Annotated in this window: 18 protein-coding genes; 15 read left to right on the top strand and 3 right to left on the bottom strand. The window is 44.7% G+C overall.

Annotation, left to right across the window (positions count from 1 at the left end; translation table 11 throughout):
• Positions 1-125 precede the first annotated feature (125 nt).
• Together ACFOJ8_RS05565 and ACFOJ8_RS05560 are read right to left on the bottom strand one after the other, a co-directional pair.
• Positions 126-1,517 (bottom strand): L-cystine transporter, encoded by a 1,392-nt coding sequence (locus tag ACFOJ8_RS05565; protein WP_380652331.1) that lies wholly within the window; start codon positions 1,515-1,517, stop codon positions 126-128.
• 92 nt (positions 1,518-1,609) lie between these two features.
• Entirely contained in the window at positions 1,610-3,676 is a 2,067-nt protein-coding gene (locus ACFOJ8_RS05560) for a HelD family protein (RefSeq protein ID WP_380652334.1), read from the bottom strand.
• Positions 3,677-3,812: 136 nt separating this feature from the next.
• Here ACFOJ8_RS05560 and ACFOJ8_RS05555 point away from each other — a divergent pair, with 136 nt between their 5' ends.
• The 8 genes from ACFOJ8_RS05555 (at position 3,813) to ACFOJ8_RS05520 (ending at position 12,104) form a co-directional block, all read left to right on the top strand.
• Positions 3,813-4,223, top strand: coding sequence for a hypothetical protein (locus ACFOJ8_RS05555; protein WP_380652337.1), 411 nt, complete (start codon positions 3,813-3,815; stop codon positions 4,221-4,223).
• Between the two features lie 112 nt (positions 4,224-4,335).
• Positions 4,336-5,841, top strand: coding sequence for a pyruvate kinase (locus tag ACFOJ8_RS05550; protein WP_380652340.1), 1,506 nt, complete (start codon positions 4,336-4,338; stop codon positions 5,839-5,841).
• A gap of 150 nt (positions 5,842-5,991) precedes the next feature.
• The gene (locus ACFOJ8_RS05545) at positions 5,992-7,143 is read left to right on the top strand and encodes a hypothetical protein (protein WP_380652343.1); all 1,152 of its coding nucleotides are present in this window, start codon (positions 5,992-5,994) and stop codon (positions 7,141-7,143) included.
• Between the two features lie 21 nt (positions 7,144-7,164).
• Positions 7,165-8,400, top strand: a complete 1,236-nt coding sequence (locus ACFOJ8_RS05540) for a metal-dependent hydrolase family protein (protein ID WP_380652346.1) — start codon at positions 7,165-7,167, stop codon at positions 8,398-8,400.
• An 82-nt stretch (positions 8,401-8,482) separates the two neighbouring features.
• Positions 8,483-8,992, top strand: a complete 510-nt coding sequence (locus ACFOJ8_RS05535) for a DUF378 domain-containing protein (RefSeq protein ID WP_380652349.1) — start codon at positions 8,483-8,485, stop codon at positions 8,990-8,992.
• Between the two features lie 135 nt (positions 8,993-9,127).
• Positions 9,128-10,012 carry a diacylglycerol/lipid kinase family protein gene (locus ACFOJ8_RS05530; protein WP_380652352.1) on the top strand — a complete coding sequence of 295 codons (885 nt, stop codon included), beginning with the start codon at positions 9,128-9,130 and terminating at the stop codon, positions 10,010-10,012.
• A gap of 95 nt (positions 10,013-10,107) precedes the next feature.
• Positions 10,108-11,001, top strand: a complete 894-nt coding sequence (locus ACFOJ8_RS05525) for a YitT family protein (protein WP_380652355.1) — start codon at positions 10,108-10,110, stop codon at positions 10,999-11,001.
• A gap of 140 nt (positions 11,002-11,141) precedes the next feature.
• The gene (locus ACFOJ8_RS05520; protein ID WP_380652358.1) at positions 11,142-12,104 is read left to right on the top strand and encodes a hypothetical protein; all 963 of its coding nucleotides are present in this window, start codon (positions 11,142-11,144) and stop codon (positions 12,102-12,104) included.
• An 86-nt stretch (positions 12,105-12,190) separates the two neighbouring features.
• On the opposite strand, the gene ACFOJ8_RS05515 is transcribed toward ACFOJ8_RS05520, so the two are convergent.
• Entirely contained in the window at positions 12,191-12,613 is a 423-nt protein-coding gene (locus ACFOJ8_RS05515) for a GNAT family N-acetyltransferase (protein ID WP_380652361.1), read from the bottom strand.
• Positions 12,614-12,760: 147 nt separating this feature from the next.
• Here ACFOJ8_RS05515 and ACFOJ8_RS05510 point away from each other — a divergent pair, with 147 nt between their 5' ends.
• From ACFOJ8_RS05510 to ACFOJ8_RS05480, 7 genes are read left to right on the top strand one after another with little or no spacing between them, the layout of a single operon-like run.
• Positions 12,761-13,195 (top strand): SRPBCC family protein, encoded by a 435-nt coding sequence (locus ACFOJ8_RS05510; protein WP_380652364.1) that lies wholly within the window; start codon positions 12,761-12,763, stop codon positions 13,193-13,195.
• Between the two features lie 39 nt (positions 13,196-13,234).
• Positions 13,235-14,449 (top strand): hypothetical protein, encoded by a 1,215-nt coding sequence (locus tag ACFOJ8_RS05505; protein WP_380652367.1) that lies wholly within the window; start codon positions 13,235-13,237, stop codon positions 14,447-14,449.
• Positions 14,449-15,624 (top strand): hypothetical protein, encoded by a 1,176-nt coding sequence (locus tag ACFOJ8_RS05500; RefSeq protein ID WP_380652370.1) that lies wholly within the window; start codon positions 14,449-14,451, stop codon positions 15,622-15,624. Before ACFOJ8_RS05505 ends, ACFOJ8_RS05500 begins: the two co-directional genes overlap by 1 nt.
• Positions 15,624-16,520 (top strand): ABC transporter ATP-binding protein, encoded by an 897-nt coding sequence (locus ACFOJ8_RS05495; protein WP_380652373.1) that lies wholly within the window; start codon positions 15,624-15,626, stop codon positions 16,518-16,520. The genes ACFOJ8_RS05500 and ACFOJ8_RS05495 overlap by 1 nt, the downstream gene beginning before the upstream one ends.
• Positions 16,517-17,251 carry a hypothetical protein gene (locus tag ACFOJ8_RS05490; protein WP_380652376.1) on the top strand — a complete coding sequence of 245 codons (735 nt, stop codon included), beginning with the start codon at positions 16,517-16,519 and terminating at the stop codon, positions 17,249-17,251. The genes ACFOJ8_RS05495 and ACFOJ8_RS05490 overlap by 4 nt, the downstream gene beginning before the upstream one ends.
• 30 nt (positions 17,252-17,281) lie before the next feature.
• Positions 17,282-18,067 (top strand): carbon-nitrogen family hydrolase, encoded by a 786-nt coding sequence (locus ACFOJ8_RS05485; RefSeq protein WP_380652379.1) that lies wholly within the window; start codon positions 17,282-17,284, stop codon positions 18,065-18,067.
• 24 nt (positions 18,068-18,091) lie between these two features.
• Positions 18,092-18,778, top strand: a complete 687-nt coding sequence (locus ACFOJ8_RS05480) for a GOLPH3/VPS74 family protein (RefSeq protein WP_380652382.1) — start codon at positions 18,092-18,094, stop codon at positions 18,776-18,778.
• Positions 18,779-18,787 lie beyond the last annotated feature (9 nt).

Here is an 18,787-nt window from a genome sequence, read left to right as displayed (position 1 = left end):
TGTCGAATTGCGCAAGATTGCCGCATAAAAAGCTGAGATTCTAATCAATTAGAATCTCAGCAAAAATTATTTTATTCATCTGTAAACTTTAGTGGTCTCAGGTCATGTTAAGGTACCGGTTAGTTTTATGCTTCTGCTGTGAGTTCGTCGTAGTGTGTATCGTCGTAGACCGTCTTGTCGAGCGTCCCGTTTGTTTTGGCGGTAATTGTACCGGCTGTCATCGAACCGTTTACATTGAGTGCGGTTCTACCCATATCAATCAATGGCTCGATGGAGATGAGGACAGCGGCAAGCGCGACAGGCAGGTTCATAGTGGAGAGGACAATAATGGCTGCGAATGTTGCACCACCTCCGACGCCTGCGATACCGAGTGATGCGATGACAGTGACCGCAATCAGTGTCACGATAAACTGTGCATTAATCTCAACGCCAGCAGCTGGGGCAATCATGATACCAAGCATTGCCGGGTAGATACCTGCACAACCGTTCTGTCCGATAGACAATCCGAAGCTACCTGAGAAGTTGGCGATGCTTGATGGTACGCCGAGTCTCGTACGCTGCGTTTGTATATTGAGTGGCAGTGTCCCTGCACTGGAGCGTGAAGTGAATGCGAATAGCAGTGCTTCAGACGTTTTCTTGACGAATTGAATCGGGTTCAGTCCAGTCAGAGATATAAGCAATAGGTGGATGATATACATCGTAATCAATGCTGCATAGGACGCGACAACGAATATTCCAAGATCGTATATTGCTTGGAAGTCGGACGTTGCGACTGTTGAAGTCATGATGGCAAGGATACCGTAAGGTGTGAGAGCCAAAACAATTTTAACAAGTTGCATGATCCAGTCATTGAGTGCAATGACGCCCTGTTTAATTCTTTCTCCGCTTTCAGGGTTGCGTTGCATCAGTCGCACAAAGCTGACACCGAGGAATACAGCGAAGAATACAACTGCAATCGTCGAAGTCGCACGATCCCCAGTAAAGTCAAGGAACGGGTTGGCTGGTAACAGGGATATAAGTTGTTGTGGCAATGTCTGATCCTGCACTTCAGAAGCAGTGCTTTCTAGTGACAGTGCGCGTTCGTTCTCAGCATCACCAAGGTTCAGGCTGGAAGCATCCAAGTTGAATACGAGTGCTGCAGTAATACCGATCGCAGCGGCGATAGCTGTTGTGCCGAGTAGTAAGGCGATAATTTTAAGACCGGACTTCAAGAATTTTTCTTGGATATCCATTTTTGCGAATGCGCCTAAGATGGAGATGAAAATCAGCGGCATAACGATCATCTGCAGCAGTCTGACAAATCCACTGCCGACAATGGAAATCCAATCCATCGTGTCCGTGATGACGATATTTTCAACGCCATAGATGAGTTGGAGTGCAGCGCCAAATACAAGGCCGAGTAAGAGACCAATCATGACGCGGTATGAGAATTTTACATTCCGGCGCTTTAAATAGGCAAGTGCGCCAATCAGCAACAGGAATGCAACAAGATTTATTATGACGAGTAGTACATCCATTATGTTAGCTCCTTTGGTTTTGTAATCAAGCAAAAGTTATTATAATGGATTAAAGCATACTTGTAAAGTAGGAAATCTTGTAGCCCATGGCGCTATGGATTCAGCAGGTACAAATGCCGCGTGGCGCGTGACGCAAGTACATAGAGAATATGTTTTGAATCCTGGTAGTTCTGTGCATCTGTCAGGATGACCGTGTTGTACTCGAATCCTTTTGACAAGTAGTAAGGTAGCACGATGAAGGACTGGTTGTACAACGTGTCTGTCTCTCCGAGGTTTTTAATCTCGGGGAAGTCGTTTTTCAATATTTCGTAGTAGCGGTCTGCTTCAGCACGCGTCGGTGTAATGATTGCCACTTGAGGATGGTCATCTTTTTCCAGCAACACTTTGATATATTCAGCTTCGTCGTCCGTAGATACCTTCTGGACCTCGTCGCCGTCGACAGATACCGATTTTATCGAATCTGGTATGATGCCGTTTAGAAAGGCATTGATCTGGTTCGTCGAACGGTAGGACTGTACCAGGCGTTTCTCTGTGTGATCGCGGGCAACAAGCGCGTCCTTTTGACCCGGGTGGATCTGCTGATTTGGATCTCCGAGGCTTGTAAACGTGGCCTTATGGTAGAAATGACGCATGACATAGTACTGGATGTTCGAATAGTCCTGTACTTCATCAATCAACACGTGTTGTATTTTCCGATCCGTCTTGCCAAGTACATGGATGTAGAGGTAGAGCAGTGGTGCAATATCTTCATATTTGAAATCGTTCTCTTTGATTGAACGTACCGTCTCGTTACGGAACTGCCTGTCTCTAATGGAGTTGAGATAGAGCTTCTCAAAATGGACAAAGCGGAACAGTGAAATCTGCCGGTGGACAACCTTGAGTTGTTTTTTGGCATATTCATGGGCTTCTTTCTTCAATTCTTCTGTTTCACCGATGTACGTATTGGTCTCCTGCAAGACTTCAAACCGCTCATCTTTTAGTCTTCTGACTTCTTCGTTGTAGCGCACAAGCAGACGCTCCTGCATTTTGGCGAGCCTTCTGCGCACTGGGTGACTGCCAAGTTCATTGTAGAAGATGTGGGATAGGGCATCTTTTGTGAAGAACATGCCGTTCTCCCCGACAAGGTTTCTAAATACCATTCCAGCTTCACCGAGCGACTGGATGTATTGGTGCAGGCCGCTGAAATAGTCGAGTGAATTTTTATATTCGTATATTGCGTGTCCCGATTCGCTCTCCCTCAGACGGCGTATATTTTCGTAGACATGCTCGAAGTTGCGTCCCTTGAAGTATGGAAAGCGGGAGAGCATACGATAGAATGTTGTATTTTTAACGTGGTTCTCCCCGAGCTCCGGCAGTACATCCGACAAATAATCGTTGAACACTTCGTTTGGGGAGACGAGCAGTATGTTCCCAGGGTCGAGTGTATTCTTATGTTGATATAAAAGATAAGCAATACGCTGCATCGCAAGAGATGTCTTTCCGCTGCCTGGTGGGCCGTACACGAGGGTGTCTCTAGATAGCGGCAGGCGTATGATATCATTTTGCTCCTGTTGGATGGTCGAGACGATATTCTTGAGTCTGGACTGTGATGAATCCGTAATCATGTTCTGGAGAATCTCGTCCCCGATATACATGTCACTATCAAACATATTGATGAGTGCGCCGTCTGCAATGATGAATTGGCGCCGCTGTTCGACGGTGGCGTCGATTCTACTGCCATCAGGTATAATATATGAGAGGTCACCTGTACGGTTCTCATAGAACAGACTGGCAATCGGTGTCCGCCAGTCATAAATCAGGATGTCGTTGTCTTTATTTTTGATGGTGCCAGTGCCGATATATATGGCTTCACCATCGACCACAACCTTGCCGAAATATGGTTTTGGGATCATGCGCGTGGTGCGCTCGAGCATGGTACGTATATAATTGTAGTTCATTTCGGTGGTTCTGATTTCAGGTAGCATCTGTACGAATTCCATAACATTGCCGTCTTCGAAATCGATAACGTTTGATATGTTTTCATTAATTTCATACCGTGTTCCAACGATGCCCTCTGCGGTCCGTCCTTGCTTCATTTCGAGGTCGGCTTTAAATACTTTCAGAAAATCGACGATGAAACCGAGGTGCTTGGCCTCGTCTTCAAAAGATAGAATTTGCATAGGGATCCTCCTTTGGTTTGACACTTATCATATATGCATTTGCATTTTTTTAACAGACTTAAATTCACAAGTACCATATGCTATAATGGAAGTGTAAAAATATATGGAAATCCATCATTACCAAAGGATAGCGATCATGAGAAAAATATTAATTTCGGGTCTTGTGACCGGCATCATTTCAGGTCTGCTGCTCTTTCTGGTATGCTTCTATGTCGAACTGGCAGCCGAGATGGAACTGATGACACTACTTTTGAATGTCGATTTCATCTATGACGGTGGTCTGAATATCGTAGTGGAAGTCGCATTCCACCTCATTGTGTCCATTTTTCTGGCAACTGTGTTGAAATGGCTCTACGTTTACAGAAGAGATTTGTATATGCCAGGAATGGTGACAGTAGGGGTAGTGACGACACTGCTCTACTTCATTCTTTCGTCACTTGCAGTCCAGAATCTTGAACTCTACGGCTACATCGGCTTCACCCTATGGGTGATTCTTCATATCGGCTACTTGGAAGCTTTGCACTTGATGTACAGGCTTGGCATGTAACTTGGCGCACTCCGACCTTTTGTGGTCTGGAGGCGCTTTTTTATAATGGTAGATTTCGGTCAGATGGGTATAGGTTAATATATGTATAAGACATGTAAATGAGGTGATGAGAGTGAACAGGAATGATGCACAAGTACTGCTTCAAGAAGTAATGGATGTAAGAGACGCTGTCATACAGCAAGGAGATGCACTCTTTAATGAATGGAATAGGGACGGCATGCGGGAAGCATACACACATAGTGCTGCCAATCTGGCATATTATATGGCCTTCCGCAGCCAGGACATGCGGACACTGCAGGAAAAACTGATTCCGTGGGGACTCTCTTCACTCGGGCGTCTGGAAGCGGATGTTTTAGGTACGCTGAATGCCGTAGTACGAACACTCGCATATATTGCGGACCAAGATGTTGAGGATATCGATTACCGTTCTTCGGATTCTTTTTTGGAACGTAACCAGACGCTCAGGAAAAATTCAGATGAACTATTTGGATCTATCAATGCGGGGCGCGACACACGCGTGCTCGTTACAATGCCCTCAGAAGCAGGGAAGGATTATGAACTGGTCAGACAGCTCGTGGCGTCAGGTATGAACATGGCCCGAATCAACTGTGCCCACGACGATGCCTCCGTATGGACCGGCATGATTGAAAACGTCAAGCGGGCGGCAGATGATACAGGACATTCTTGTCGTATATTGATGGATATCAGTGGACCGAAAATCAGAACAAGACATCTGCTGACATCAAAACGGAGCCCGAAATTGAAAGTCGGCGAGTGCTTCCTCCTATCAACCGATGAAGCGATGACGTTGCCTGAAGGTATTGAAGTTGCGCTTAATACTTACGTTCCTGAAATGATCGCTAAGATTTCTGTTGGGCAGAATATCAAGATGGATGATGGACATATCGAAGCGAGCGCACAGCAGAAAGTCGATCAAGGCATCATATGTGAAGTCGTCCGTACAGTGAAGTCAGACGGCGTAAAAATCAAGACTGAGAAAGGCATCAATTTGCCGGACCTTGATTTCAAGCTGTCCGTTCTGACCGATAAGGACCGCAAGGACCTAGATTTTGCGGCAAAACATGCCGATGCCATCGCTTTTTCGTTTGTGAAAGATGTGGAGGATATCGATCAGATAGAAGCGGCACTTTTAGAGCGTTTGCCTCAGAATAAGAAACACTTACCAATCATCGCAAAAATCGAAACGCCAGAAGGCATCAGGAACCTGCCTGATATTATTCAGCGTGCAGCAGGTGCACGTCCGTTTGGTATTATGTTAGCCCGGGGTGATTTAGCAGTTGAGATCGGCTATGAGCGCCTATCGGAAATTCAAGAAGAGGTGCTGTGGATTTGTGAAGCAGCCCATGTACCGGTCATTTGGGCGACTCAAGTCGTCGAATCGCTTGTGAAAACAGGTATACCGACGCGTTCTGAGATGTCGGATGTGGTTGCAGGCTCAAGAACCGAGTGCATCATGCTGAACAAAGGCGAGTATATTGTGGACGGTCTAAAGGTCGTGGCGGATATTTTGGCGAAGTTCGATGACCATCACTACAAGAAGACCGCAATGCTTCGATCACTCAGTATAGCTAAGAACACTTTAGATAGGAAAGAATAGTTTCAACCATCCGAGAAGCATGGAAAATGCTTCTCTTTTTGATGAAAACGCATTCATTATCAGAATGATTCGTTTTTTCTGAAAATAGCTTCCTTTCATGTTTGCGAAGGTTTATACTACGTACATCGTGAAAATTAGGAGGGATGAATCATGCTACAAGAACCCATTGTTGCAACAGTCATGATATTCGCACTGATTGCATTTGGAGAATTGCTCTCGGTCTTAACACGGGCAAGAATACCCATGTTGCTGACGTCGATGCTTGGCTTTTTGATACTCACATGGATTGGAATATTTCCAGAAAATATTCTTGAACTTTCTACACTACCGGCACTCGGTGCCATATTGATCGGCCCTCTGATTGTACATATGGGTACACTTATGCGCTTCTCTGTTTTGAAGCTGCAATGGCGTGCTGTCATCATCGCATTATCCGGTCTGGTCGGTGCGTTGGCACTGGTTTTGACTATTGTAACAGCGGTATTTGGATTTCCAACAGCAGCAAGTGGCATCGGACCATTGTCGGGTGGTGTTGTCGCACTGCTGATCACTAATGAGACGCTGACAAACCTCGGGTTGACCAGCCTGATTGTTGTCCCTGTGCTTGTACAGGCTTTTCAAGGCGTCTTCGGTATGCCACTCGCTACATTCTTCATGAAACGGTATGGTCGATCATTCATGGAGAACGAACGCGTAACAGGTTCTACGAATATCGCTGTTGAGACGGAAAGGGGACTTTCCCGTTTTAGTCTAATGAAAAACAATACAATCAAACTGTTTGTGATTTTCGTGCTTGGTATGCTTGGTATTATTTTAGGAGATCTGACGGGTATCCACTATACACTTTTTTGTCTGCTGTTCGGGATACTTGCTTTGAATACGAACTTGCTTCCAAAAAGTGCACTTGAGTCCGCCAATTCATTCAGTTTCATGATGGTTGCTCTCATCTTTGTTATTATAGGATCAATGGGAGGAATCACACCTGGCGATGCACTTGCAAACATTCCAGCCGTGGCGGTTATCTTAGGTCTCGGTATAGTGGGTATCATCGCTGGTGGTTTCATCGCATCAAAACTAGTCGGTTGGCATCCTTATAAGGGTATTCCGGTGGCACTTACTGCATTGATTGGTTTCCCTGGGGACTATCTGATCTGTGAAGAAGTGGCAAGAAGCGAAACGGATAACGTGGAGGATCAGAATGCACTTTTCCAAGAACTTGTAACGCCGATGCTGATTGGTGGCTTTGTTACAGTAACAGTTGCTTCAGTCTTCATCGCTAGCTTCATCATGAGTCTAATTTAAAAACAACTAGGAGTGGAGAAAATGAAAAACCTATTCATTAAAAATGTTAATCTAATTGACGGAACAGGATCCGAACTGATCAGCAATACAAACGTGCTCGTTGAAGATGGGCGTTTTAAATCAATCGGTGCGGATGAGTCGCAAGTGGGAGATGCCGAAGTGATTGATGGGCAAGGACAATACATGCTCCCGGGTATGATCGATGCACACGTTCATATGATGATAGAATTCAAGCCAGTGGAAGAGCGTCTTGTAACACCATTCTCGTATAATTTCTATGCTGCTGCGGAATACTTAAACCGTACGTTAAACGCAGGGGTGACGACAGTGCGCGACGCGTTGGGTAGTGACCTTGGACTAAAGAAGGCAATTGAGGATGATTTGGTTAAAGGACCAAGAATGCAAATCAGTGTCAACGCATTGACCATAACAGGCGGTCATGGTGATGGCTACAACTATTCAGGGGTTATCACTGATATTCTTCAACCACATCCAGGCATGCCGCAAGGTATATGTGACGGGGTGGAGGAAGTACGCAAGCGGACGCGGGAAATGCTACGGGCCGGTGCGGACGTTATCAAAGTCCACGCGACCGGCGGTGTATCCAGTCCGACGGATCACCCTAAATTTACTCAGTTCTCACTGGAAGAATTGAAAGTCATCGTTGAAGAAGCGAAATTCAGGAATGGTGTTAAAGTGATGGCGCACGCCCAAGGTCTTGAAGGCGTCAGACAGTGCATTGAAGCCGGCATCCATTCCATCGAGCATGGTATCTTCCTAGATGATGAAGTATGCGCCATGATGAAAGATCAGGGAACGTATCTTGTACCGACGCTACTCGCGCCTGTATCCGTTCTCGAATTTGCGAAAGAGCTTGGCATGCCGAAAACTGCAGTTGAGAAGTCTAAAGAGGTCATCGAAATTCATAAGGAAAGTTTTGCACGTGCTTACAAGGCGGGTGTCAAGATTGCAATGGGTACAGATGCCGGTGTGTTCAAACACGGGACGAACTTGAGAGAGCTTGAACTGATGGTAGAATGTGGTATGACACCGATTGACGCCATCGTGGCATCGACAAAGACCGCAGCTGAATGTATGGGCTATGCAGATCTTGGACTAGTCAAGGAAGGCTATGTTGCAGATTTCATATTCTCAAAGGAAAACCCACTAGAAAATATCGGTGCACTTAAAGATAACGATAACATCCAAGTTGTTGCCAAAGCAGGCACAGTCTACAAAAACACGATAGAGGCATAAATCAGTCCCCGGTACATACCGGGGATTTTTATATGCAAAGGGAATCTAGTGGAATGTTTAGGTGTCTAGATAGAGGGAACAAGTGACTAACAAAGTAAAGGAAAGGGGAGAGGGCATGAAAGCATTGGATATTTTGGCACTTTTACTTCTAATCATCGGTGGGCTCAATTGGTTGCTTGTCGGACTGTTCGAATTCGACCTTGTTGCATCCATATTTGGAGGCCAAGAAGAACTCTTATCAAAAGTTGTCTATATTCTCGTTGGTCTAGCGGCACTCTATTGTCTGAAGTTCTTTGGCATGATTACAGATGACGGTGCACGTCATGAAGCAAGACGCGACGACGTAAATGATAATTCAGCGATTGACAGCGGCATGCACAGAACAGTCGACGATACACCAGGTGCGAGACCAAATCTGGAAAATGAAAGAAACACAAGAACGGACAGTGTTGTAAACGATGGCGCAGTCGACGACGGACCAGGAGCAGGACCTACACTCGAAAATGAAAGACACACAAAGACAGAGGGTGTCGTAGATGATGGTTCAGTCGACGATACAACACGTAGAAAAGATGAAACAGATCGTCTGTAACTGTATAGATCGACCAATCTTCATTATATGGAATCGGACATTCAGTTAACTGGATGTCTTTTTTTGTGTTTAATCGACATGCGCGTGTTATTACTATAAAATGATGGAAATACATCAAGCGATGGGGGAAGAGCGATGAAAACTGCTGCAGTCATTATAAATAAGAGTTCAGGCAAGAAGAAAAAGCCACCAATCGAGTATGGTGTTCTTAGCAACCTGCATGCGCAAGGGTACGACGTGAAACTACTTTATACAGATGGGTCCGATGCGAAAGAACTGGCCAAAGAAGTATCAGATTACGCAGATCTGATCGTTTCTGCAGGTGGAGACGGTACAATTGGAGAAATAATTGATGGTATGGTCGAGTGTGGATCTGATTCCGTACTTTCCATACTGCCAGCCGGTACGGTCAACGACTACGTGCGTGCACTTGGGCTGCCGCTCGATATGAACGCTGCCATCGAGAGTCTCTCTGGTCCTCAAAAAGAAATCAAAGCAGATGTCATCAAGTTCAATGATCGGCATGCTGCCTACTTAATTGCGCTTGGTGATTTCATGGAATCATTCACCAAAGTGAGCTCAAAGGTGAAGAACAGGTTTGGTATCTTGGCCTATCTATACGCAGGACTGCGCGCATTACTGACAATGAAGAAATATCGGGTCAAGATAGAAGCGCCAGAAGAGACGGTGATGTCGGATTCAATATTGACCATAGTAGCCAATACTTCCTCTGTCGGCAGTTTCACGCGTCTTCTTCATGAGGCACGGGTCAATGATCATCATCTTCATGTACTGAACATCGCACCGTCCAATCCAAAAGAAATTGTCCAAATTGTACTGGGTGCTTTGCGTGGGAATATTGCTGACCATAAAAATGTTCAATATATACGTACGAAAAAACTGACCCTCGATACGGACCGACTTCAAGTAATGGACATTGATGGCGATGCTGATACATTCACAGCGATGGATATAGAAATAGTACCAGGATGTATAAAACTCAATGTACCGGAGAAGTAATCTAAATAGCTGAGCGACTTTCCTCAAGTTGAAAAAATTCCCCTTATCGTATATTATGTATCGGTGGAATGAAAAACGTGAGGAGGAGGATAATTGTGCAGATTAGAAAAATGCTCGGAAACAAAAGTTTTGATAAGAAGAGGCTTTCGTTTAGCCCGAGAATCACCCAGCAGACCTTGATTAATATTGCGACAGTCATCATTGGGTCTTTCATCTTTTCAATTGGTGTTAATTCGTTCATGATCGCTGGTAACCTTGGTGAGGGCGGTGTCACCGGTCTCGCAATTATTCTCTACTATGCATTCGACATTTCTCCCGCACTGTCGAACTTTGTACTGAACTCTATTCTTCTCGCAATCGGATTCAAATTTTTAAGCAAGCGGGCGATGTACTATACGATTGTGGTCGTTTTCCTGACCTCGTTCTTCTTATGGCTGACGGAGACGTGGCGTGTGGAGACTGATGAGATACTCATTAATACAGTCTTCGGCGGCGCACTCGTCGGACTTGGTATTGGGCTGATCATCCGAATCGGCGCAACGACGGCTGGAACGACGATTCTCGCGCGTCTTGTCAATAAATATATGGATATAAACGTGTCTTATGCACTGATGTTTTTCGATCTCGTTGTCATTACTATCGGGCTCACAGTTATGACACTCGAGCAGGTACTCCTGACTGTTATTGCGATCTACATTGCCATGAAGGTCATGGACTTCATCATAGAGGGAATGAACCCGAAAAAGGCAATTACTATTATATCGGATCACCCGGATCGGCTGGGTAAGATGATCAACAGCGAAATTAGACGCGGCGTAACGATTATGAATGGTCGCGGGTTCTATACCCAGGAGGATAAGGATATTCTCTATGTCGTCATCAATAAATCGCAGCTGACGCGGCTGAAGCGATTGATACGGCGCTACGATGAGAATGCCTTTGTCGTAGTCCATGATGTCAACAGTGTGCTTGGCAATTATTTTATATAGGCAGGATTAAAGACTGGCAGCTTATGTTGCCAGTCTTTTTATTCATTGGTTATTTTACAATATTAGGGGTAGAATACATCAAAAGCTAAGAGGCATAGATCAAGGTGGTAGAGTGAATAAAATATACGGGAGGCAAAAAAATGAAGAGAGCCTGGCTGGTATCATTGTTCAGTATCTTTGCGCTTTCAGCATGTAGCGGGACGACCGAGGAAAACGCATCGAACGCAGACGAAACAGTAGTCTTAGAGAATACTTCTGAAGAGATAGAGACAGTCGAAGAAGTAGAAACACCTGAAGAGGTAGAGACGACTGAAGAGGCACCAGCATATGAAGATGAATCAAGCGAGGGCGAGACAGCATCACGTGACCTTCAGCGCGGCGATATAGAGGCGGACAGATCTGCATATGACAGTGATTTAAGAAAAGCTGAGTTGTTAGAAGAGGCAGAGGAAACCACGCTCGGTTTTGAAGACGTCATGAGACCGGTGTCCGAAGTTACTTCCTATGAGCACAATACGGCCATTATTCTTGAATTAACTGAGAACGGTAATGTGATGGAACAGCAGTTCCAAGGCATCGTAGCAGAGGTGAGGGAATCCGATGAGATCGAATTGGCATCTGATTTCTTCGACGAAAACTATCAGATCGTTGGACCTTATGCCTATGGCAATACGGATACCGAAGAAGTTCTGGTTCATGAAAATGGAGAATGGGTGGATTATTCTTCGCAATTTGAAGTTGAAGACCTCATTAACGGATTATACTCAAAAATAGATAGTATGCTTCAGGAAATGAGTGATCTGATGCAAGTTTTGGAAACAGATGAATACTATATTTTGAATTACGCAGGCACGGATATTGAAGTATTCGAGCTCTACCAAGAGCACTTTGAAGTAACATTTGAAAATGCCAATCTGACTCAGCTTGAATTGGGGATGCTTGGGTTTATCAACAAAGAGACCGAAGATCTTGAAAGTGTCAATTTGATCTCTACTGCACCGAGTAGAGAAGACTCGAATCAGTTCGTAACCATTGAAATCATTCTCAACTACTCAGATTATGGTGCTTTCGACGATAGAGATATTCTACAACCCGCAAACTAAACATGTAATGCCTTATTGACCGTGCAAAGCACATCTGAAATCGAGTTACACTTACAATTTCAGATGTGCTTTGCATTGTCATTTTCTTATTGATCTTTCTTTACTTTCAAGTAGATGCAGAGATTCTCACTATCCTTTATGAGATCGAATCCTTTATGTAAGAGCCAGTTTCTGGTGAATGCACTGGAAAGGTCATCCATGAATAAGTAGATTTTTTCAACCTGGCTGGTATCTTCTATATAGGCATTCATTAGTTTTGAAGCAATCCCTTTCGTGCGGTGCTCAGGATGGACTAGGAAGTCGGAGATGACTTGGGTGAACTGCATGTCCCCAGAAGAACGGATGAGGCCGACAAGCAATGGACCGTCCCAGGCCGTAACCAGATGATCCGAGTGGACGACTGCTTCATAAAGCGCACCAAGTTTGTTTTCATACGGGGTATCGCCACTGCTCATATATAGATGTTCAATATCGCTGTAGGCAATATTTTTCTCTCGACTGATATTCATATATGATCTCCCCTTTTTATATAATAATAGCGCCTTACAGACAAAGAACGCAATGATTATTGAAAATTCAAAAATAATCTGTATAATTTTTAGTAAATATCTAAAATTTTAGAAAAAAATGGTATGGATTATGAAAAGGGGATTATAATGGAGCTCTATAGTTACGAGAAAAAAATTAAGGCACCACCCGAGCATGTATTCAAAGTGGTCGAGGATGACGACAAATTGAAAGAATGGAGCTCGATTTTTGAAGGCAATATGTACTATACCGAGGAGAAGCGCGCCGAGGGAACAAAGTTCAGAACGATACTTAATGTCCTTAATAAGACATATCAATTCAAATCCACCATTACAAAATATGAAGAGAACCGGTTCATCGAAGTCGAAACGGCACTCAGACAAGGAATCATTACCTCATCGTTTAGTGTAGAACCAACGGATGCAACAGCTTCAGATGTGCAGGTGACCAGTTATTTTAATACCGATAGCAAGCGGTATAAGCTGATACTGAAGGGTGTCCGCCCAGTGATGCGCCGGGTATTGGATAGTCAGATGAAGAAGCTTGAAGTACTCATGTACTAGTACACCATCGAATCCATAAATATAAAGAGGAGATTACATATGTTTATTGCTGTGTTCAGGGAGACACTGAAGAGAACATGGAGAAACCGTAAGAACCGCCTGGTTCTAGTCCTCTCACTTGTGGCCATCTTCAGTTATCTTCTGATTTACTTGCCAGGGACGGAACATCCAACAACGATTGATCGTGAAGGCTTGGCACTCCAGTTGAGTACTGAGTACGGAACGAAAGAATCAAGAATCACACAGGGCGATATCGCGATTAACAATTTTACTGGCATCAATACATATAGCGTTGCTAAAGAAAGTTATGAAAGCTATTATCCGTTCCACAGCGCAATCGACAATGGAGACATTCGGTTGCTAGCGGATTTGATTACAACGCCTGGCTTATCACCCCCTAAAACTGGTGGCAACGGAGGGACGGGGAGTGGCTATGGGAGTGATATGCATCGTGTCAATTATGAACTAGCAGTAATGCAAACGGACCTTAGAGCCGTAGCGGAATTGGAGAACTTGACACTCCATCTTTATGACCAGAAAACGGCTGCCCAGCAACTTCATCTCTTCATGAAGACGAATGGCTCACTGATTTTATTACTAATCACAATATTCGTAGCCAGTGAAATTCTTGTCGATGACAGGAAACACCGCACATTGAAATCAGGTCAACCTTTCGGTTGGCAACGCTACATACTCTATCAATCTCTTTCACTTTTCACCATACTGATCATCGCATTCACCGCGCTGTTATCTCTATTCTATCTGGTCACCGGTATTTTATATGGATTCGGTACATTCGGTTTAGGGGTGTCCTCATATGCTTACCAGGATGGCTATCGCGGAGAATTAGTAAATTTTTCAACTCGGTCTATTGGTAGTTTTGTTGGCATGTCTATCGCATTCTTACTCTGCCTTATCTATCTTTTTGTCCGTCTCAATGCCTGGATGTCACTGCTCTTTCGGCATGACGTGGTAGTAATGATCATCGGTTTTCTAATCGTCGGCTTCAACCGTATATATGGTGGTGGGACGGAGCCAGTTATTTTTGGCATAGGTGCACACTACTTCCCACAAAACTACTTCGAATTCGGACAAGTATTGAGTGGAGAACGCAATTTCCTCACTTTGAGTACTGGATTCACTTTTGAGACCGGTATCATTGTGTTGGTTATCTCAATTGTTGTCATCGAACTATTGCTGTTGGTAACAGCGAAATGGATGGATCGTCAGAAGTTCGTAAGGGAGGTGGGCTGATGCGACTCTTCAAGTGGGAAACTTTAAAAGTGCTACGAGACTGGAAAGTGCGCATTCTGCTTGCTGCATTGATTTTGTTCGTTGCGACATATTCGACACTTTATCAGAATCGTTCAGTTGAATTGCCGATTGAAGAAACAAGAGCACAGTATCGAGAAACCCAAGACCTCTTCCATGCGATCCCTCAGCAACATTTTGAAACAGAAGTGGGTCAGGGGGTCTATGACCGCCTGGCTCGCCAGCAAAGTATACTTGGCATGCAAAGCTTCATTTTGTCCGAAAAGGAAGGCAACACTGTAGAAGGGCTTGAAGACATTGTCAGTGACTACGTCGATCAAGGCATCGAACTGGCAGAGAATCAGCTATACTTTCATGCTGAGGATGGTTTTGAATCACAGGAGTTGTTACTTGAATTTATCCCAAGTGAAACCGAAATTAACAATACACTCAAATTCCTCAACTATTTACAAGAAAACGATGTCGCCATCGACTGGAATCCCATGTCACCGAGCCTTGTACTCTACACGTTGATTAACATCATTGCGGGGGTGTTCATCTATATCATCGCGGCAATATTCGGGGCCGACCGTTTCAGTAGGGATCAAGAAAATAACTGGAGCATCACCCAGGGGCTGCCATACACGTGGAAGTTCCAGTGGCGACAGCGCACCTTTATCAGCTGGGTATTGATCTGGGTCACCTTAATCATCGGGATACTCATTTCGTACTTCGTCAGCCGTGTATTTAATGACACCGGTACACTTATGTACCCGGTTCAGTTGTACAGCGGCGCAGACGCTGTATATATCAGTGTACTGCAGTATGTCATCACGACACTACTGCTTGCCATGCTACTCAGCTATGTCATCATCAAACTGTCAACGGGTCTTAGCTGGATGTTTAGGAATATCTATCTGACCATTACGATTGTCGTCGCCATTTTCTTCATTCCTTATTTGTTCACTATCATTTCGCCGCTCAGTAGTTGGAATCCGCTATTATATCTGCAGCTGTTGCCGGTACTCGAGGGAGAATGGTCAGATATCGGTAATGTCACTATCGTGAAGCTACTCATGGCGATTCTACTATTTTATATACTAATTGAAATACTGTTCAACTTCATTTTCAAACTGATACCGACGCGGACAGGCAAACTTGAGAGGAGGAAAAACTGATGCCACTCGAAATAAAGAATTTAAGCATCAGCTACGGCACTCACGTCGTACTCAAAGATATCAACTTCAGCATCGCAGATGGTAATATCATCGGACTCGTGGCGCCAAATGGTACCGGTAAGACGACATTATTCAATGCGATCATTCGTTTCATTCCCATCAACAAGGGAGAGATACTGGTCGATGGGCGTGCCTATAAGAACACGACAAAGGATGTCCGCGCATTGCATGAGAAAATCACCTTCTTTCCGGACCAGGCGGAGCTTTATGAGAATTTTACAGGATATGAACATATAGAAATGTATCGAGATATATGGAAAGGCAATGAAGGAGACATCGATGCGATTGTTGACCGTCTGAACATGGGAGGATACGTCAGGGATAAAGTTAATTCCTATTCCCTCGGTATGCGTCAGAGATTGTGCTTCGCTATGATGATGGCTGCTGATACGAAGATCATGTTCATGGACGAGATTATGAATGGACTGGATCCGGTCAATGTTGAACTTGTCAGTAGAATCCTTCAAGAAGTAAAGCAGGAAGGAAAAATCATTATTGTCGCAAGTCATCTTCTTGAGAACCTTGATGATTATGCCGATCAGATCTATTTTCTCAATAATAAAGATATCTACTATACGTATGACCGGAAAGATGCACAGGAAAAATATATCAAGGGCAACATCGAGCTAAGCCATTATCAGGCGCTTGATACACTCCCTGAAGGAACGATGTACTTGAATCGCCAGCGTATCTGCATTCCAACAAAAACACTGACTGATGCTGATAAACTGAAATTGATGACCCGTTTGCAAGAAGGTGGATCGGAATCGGTGACTATCGGTCCGCTCGGTACTTACGAGCATTACTTGCGTATCTATAAAGGTGTGGAATCATGAAGCGGATGATCTTACTCCTAATGGTATTCGGGCTGGCAGGATGCGACTATGGAGGCATTATGCCGGAAACGTATGACGGAGAAGCTTTTGTGAAGGATGAAGCAGCAATTAGTGCTTATGCCGAGGATAATCTGCTTGTAGCTGATGACATAGCAGCACGCTTTCCATTCGTTGAGAGCAGTGAAATACCTGGGACTGTTGAAAGTGACCGAGGTGAACAATTGATTCTGGAACCGGGAACATACGTCACAGGGGAAGACCTTGACCCTGGTAGGTATACAGGTATGATGATGGATGCGGTAGGTGTAGTCATTATTGAAGATAGTTCAGGCATAAGAATACTCGAAGTTTCAGTCGGTGTGCCGACACCGGACGTCACTTTTGAACTGAAGCCTGGATATAATATGATATTCAAGTCACGCGATAGCGTACTTGAACTATCAACGGTCGAAAATGATATGATGGAACCACAGGAAACAGGTAGTTTGATGATCCCTGCAGGTACCCATACGGCGGGTACGCATATTGAACCTGGGAACTACCTCCTGGCGTCGGAAAGTCTGCCTTTGTTGAGTGCATCTGGGGAACATCGGATCTACTGGAATGTGTCGGGGAAATACCGAGATTTTGATCCCACGGAAGGGCCGGGCCCGGAGGATACTGTCGGTGTAGAAATCAACGCCGGTGACACAATCGTTTCAGACTACTATATCGAGCTGTTCCAGCAATAGTCATAGGAGAGTGATCGTATCAATATAAAAGTGCTACAGTACCAAGTAGTGTTCGGAGATTTAGAAGCGAACTTAAAAAGAATTCAGGATGTTTTTGCCGAGGAAGACTTTAAAGATACCGACGTTGTCGTACTGCCGGAAATGTGGACATCAAGCTACGATCTTGAAAATATACAGTCGCATGCCTGTCATCATCTCGAACCGGCCAAATCCGTTATATCGGAACTAGCGAAGAAGTACGACGTCAATATCGTTGCGGGTTCTGTTGCCAATATGAAAGACGACTCAGACAGGGTATACAATACTGCCTTCGTCATTGATTGGAGTGGTGCACTCGTGCATGAGTATTCGAAGATGCACCTCGTACCGATGCTCAACGAACCCGAGTTCCTGGCAGCGGGGCAGGATAAGGTGGAGACTTTCAAGTTAGACGGTAATACGTGCGGTATCGTTATCTGTTACGACCTGAGGTTCCCTGAACTGTTCAGGGACTTGGCACTTAAAGGTGCGACATCCATCTTCGTCGTTGCCGAGTGGCCTATGGCGAGAAAAGCACATTGGGAGACACTCATCCGTGCGCGTGCCATTGAGAACCAGCTCTATATGGTTGCAGCGGATACACATGGCGAAATCGGTGATCAGGAATACGCCGGGCGCTCCATGATCGTTGGTCCATTTGGTGAAAGTGTCGACGAAGCCTCTGACTCTGGTGACGCCATATTAACTGGGAGGGTTGATGGGAGTGAAGTGGATAGAATCCGTAAGGACGTACCGATTTTCGATAGCCGTAGGAGAGAGATGTATCACTTTCTATAGGCATTCAGAATGGGAGGTAACGATGTGTTTACAATAGCAGAAGCATTGGTATTGCTTGCGACGGATAAAGAGAAAGGCACCCAAGTAAGTGGGGCGGATTCCATTGAGTACGGGATTACTGGTGCTATTTTATCGGAACTGACGCTGATGGAGCGTGTAGAGTTGCAGGAGGACAAAATGGTTGTGGTTGACCGTACGCCAACAGAGATACCTTATTTTGAAACTGTCCTGGACGAGGTTGAAAAAGCGAAGAAGCCACAACAGGTTGATTACTGGGTGGACCGCCTGCCATTCAAAATGCATAATATCAAAAAAGAGATTATTCAATCGTTAGTAGAAAAAAGGGTTCTAAAAGAAGAGTCCAAGAAATTCCTATTTGTTTTCAATTGGAAACATCATCCCGAAGCAGATGGCAGAGCCGAAGAGGAGATTAGGAACAGACTTCAAAGAATTGTTTTTGAGGATGAGACGCCTGATCCGCTTGCTGGCATTCTATTGAATCTGATCAAGATATGCAACCTGACCGCTGAAGTGTTTGGTGAGGATAAAAAAGAAACTGTAGAGAAGCGAATTGAGAAGATTGCAGCCGAAAGCGAATACGATGTCGCCATCAGCAAGTCCATCGAAGAGATGGAAGCGGCAATCATGATCGCAACAACCACCGCCATTTCGATGACAGTAATCAATAGCGCCATGCCACCGAACAATTAGGTGGCATGG

The sequence above is a fragment of the Salinicoccus sesuvii genome (assembly GCF_042648145.1).
Taxonomy (GTDB): domain Bacteria; phylum Bacillota; class Bacilli; order Staphylococcales; family Salinicoccaceae; genus Salinicoccus; species Salinicoccus sesuvii.
The sequence above is the reverse complement of the archived record's forward strand: the minus strand, read 5'-3'. Positions and strand labels throughout refer to the sequence as shown.